We start from the raw sequence: 3,214 nt of genomic DNA, 5'->3' as shown, positions 1-3,214 counted from the left end.
TGAATTTGGAAAATAGCTGATAATATTTTTTAAGTCTTTCTAAGTAATATCTACTTTAGTCATATTAACTTCTGTCTAAACTGTCGCATAAAACGCGTTTGGCGTTGTATGGTTAAGCCTCACGGGTAATTAGTACAAGTTAGCTTAATGGCTCACACCACTTCCACATCTTGCCTATCAACGTTGTAGTCTTCAACGGCCCTTCAGAGACTTTAAAAGTCTAGTGAGAACTCATCTCGAGGCCTGCTTCGCGCTTAGATGCTTTCAGCGCTTATCAGTTCCGAACGTAGCTACCGGGCAATGCCATTGGCATGACAACCCGAACACCAGCGGTTCGTTCACTCCGGTCCTCTCGTACTAGGAGCAACCCCTCTCAATTCTCAAACGCCCACGGCAGATAGGGACCGAACTGTCTCACGACGTTCTAAACCCAGCTCGCGTACCACTTTAAATGGCGAACAGCCATACCCTTGGGACCGACTTCAGCCCCAGGATGTGATGAGCCGACATCGAGGTGCCAAACACCGCCGTCGATATGAACTCTTGGGCGGTATCAGCCTGTTATCCCCGGAGTACCTTTTATCCGTTGAGCGATGGCCCTTCCATTCAGAACCACCGGATCACTATGACCTACTTTCGTACCTGCTCGACGTGTCTGTCTCGCAGTTAAGCTGGCTTCTACCATTACACTAACCGTACGATGTCCGACCGTACTTAGCCAACCTTCGTGCTCCTCCGTTACTCTTTAGGAGGAGACCGCCCCAGTCAAACTACCCACCAGGCACTGTCCGTAACCCCGATTCAGGGGCCAACGTTAGAACATCAAAACTACAAGGGTGGTATTTCAAGGTTGACTCCACAACAACTAGCGTCGCTGCTTCAAAGTCTCCCACCTATCCTACACATGTAGGTTCAATGTTCAGTGCCAAGCTGTAGTAAAGGTTCACGGGGTCTTTCCGTCTAGCCGCGGGTACACAGCATCTTCACTGCGATTTCAATTTCACTGAGTCTCGGGTGGAGACAGCGTGGCCATGGTTACACCATTCGTGCAGGTCGGAACTTACCCGACAAGGAATTTCGCTACCTTAGGACCGTTATAGTTACGGCCGCCGTTTACCGGGGCTTCGATCAAGAGCTTCTCCCTAAGGATAACCCCATCAATTAACCTTCCGGCACCGGGCAGGTGTCACACCGTATACGTCATCTTGCGATTTTGCACAGTGCTGTGTTTTTAATAAACAGTCCCAGCCACCTGGTCACTGCGGCTCCCGTCCGCTTAGAGAGCAAGTCTCATCACAGATAGGAGCGTACCTTCTCCCGAAGTTACGGTACGATTTTGCCTAGTTCCTTCACCCGAGTTCTCTCAAGCGCCTTAGTATTCTCTACCTGACCACCTGTGTCGGTTTGGGGTACGATTCCATATAATCTGAAGCTTAGAGGCTTTTCCTGGAAGTATGGCATCAGCAACTTCATCACCGTAGTGACTCGTCTCGTGTCTCAGGTTTAATGTCTGTCCGGATTTACCTAAACAAACGCCCTACTCACTTTCACATAGACTACCAACGCTATGCTTGCTTAGCCTGCTCCGTCCCCCCATCGCAATTATATCGAGTACAGAAATATTAATCTGTTTCCCATCGACTACGCCTTTCGGCCTCGCCTTAGGGGTCGACTTACCCTACCCTGATTAACATGGGATAGGAACCCTTGGTCTTCCGGCGTGGGAGTTTTTCACTCCCATTATCGTTACTCATGTCAGCATTCGCACTTCTGATACCTCCAGCATACCTCCCGGTACACCTTCAACGGCTTACAGAACGCTCCCCTACCACTCAGAATAAATTCTGAATCCGCAGCTTCGGTGCATAGTTTAGCCCCGTTACATCTTCCGCGCAGACCGACTCGACCAGTGAGCTATTACGCTTTCTTTAAAGGATGGCTGCTTCTAAGCCAACCTCCTGGCTGTCTGGGCCTTTCCACATCGTTTCCCACTTAACTATGACTTTGGGACCTTAGCTGGCGGTCTGGGTTGTTTCCCTCTTCACGACGGACGTTAGCACCCGCCGTGTGTCTCCCGGATATTACTTTACGGTATTCGGAGTTTGCAAAGGGTTGGTAAGTCGGGATGACCCCCTAGCCTTAACAGTGCTCTACCCCCGTAAGTATTCGTCCGAGGCTCTACCTAAATAGATTTCGGGGAGAACCAGCTATCTCCCGGTTTGATTAGCCTTTCACTCCTAGCCACAGGTCATCCCCTAACTTTTCAACGTTAGTGGGTTCGGTCCTCCAGTTGATGTTACTCAACCTTCAACCTGCCCATGGCTAGATCACCGGGTTTCGGGTCTATACCTTGCAACTAGTCGCCCAGTTAAGACTCGGTTTCCCTACGGCTACCCTATTCGGTTAACCTCGCTACAAAATATAAGTCGCTGACCCATTATACAAAAGGTACGCAGTCACCCAACAAGTGGGCTCCTACTGCTTGTACGTACACGGTTTCAGGTTCTATTTCACTCCCCTCACAGGGGTTCTTTTCGCCTTTCCCTCACGGTACTGGTTCACTATCGGTCAGTTGGGAGTATTTAGCCTTAGATGATGGTCCACCTATATTCAGTCAAAGTTTCACGTGCTCCGACCTACTCGATTTCACTTAAAATGTCTTTTCATGTACGGGACTATCACCCTGTATCGTGGCGCTTTCCAGCAGCCTTCCATTAACACATAATAAGCTTAAGGGCTGTTCCGATTTCGCTCGCCGCTACTTTCGGAATCTCGGTTGATTTCTTTTCCTACGGGTACTTAGATGTTTCAGTTCTCCGCGTTCGCCTCGTTAACCTATGTATTCAGTTAACGATACCTGCAAGCAGGTGGGTTTCCCCATTCGGAAATCCTAGTCTCAAGTGCTTTTTACTAGCTTGACTAGGCTTATCGCAAGTTAATACGTCCTTCATCGCCTCCAACTGCCAAGGCATCCACCGTGTACGCTTAGTCACTTAACCATACAACCCAAACGGGTCTTTGTTTTGTGACAGTTTAACTTCGCCAGAAGTCAATATTGAATACTAAAGTAGATACCAATCAATCAACTCAAAGAGTTAACTAAATGGCACTGAATGGTACTGCTACCATTCTTTTTTTACTTTTGAAAACTCTTGATAAATACAGTGTATTCATCAGAATTTTATTATCAGCTTTTCCAAATTTTTAAAGAGCA

The 3,214-nt window shown here is 48.1% G+C and carries 1 rRNA gene; it reads right to left on the bottom strand.

Annotation, left to right across the window (positions count from 1 at the left end):
* Nucleotides 1–108: 108 nt before the first annotated feature.
* A 23S ribosomal RNA gene (locus P20652_RS18595) occupies nucleotides 109–2,999 on the bottom strand.
* Between the last annotated feature and the right edge of the window lie 215 nt (nucleotides 3,000–3,214).

Source organism: Pseudoalteromonas sp. BSi20652 (assembly GCF_000239855.1).
GTDB lineage: Bacteria > Pseudomonadota > Gammaproteobacteria > Enterobacterales > Alteromonadaceae > Pseudoalteromonas.
The sequence above is the reverse complement of the archived record's forward strand: the minus strand, read 5'-3'. Positions and strand labels throughout refer to the sequence as shown.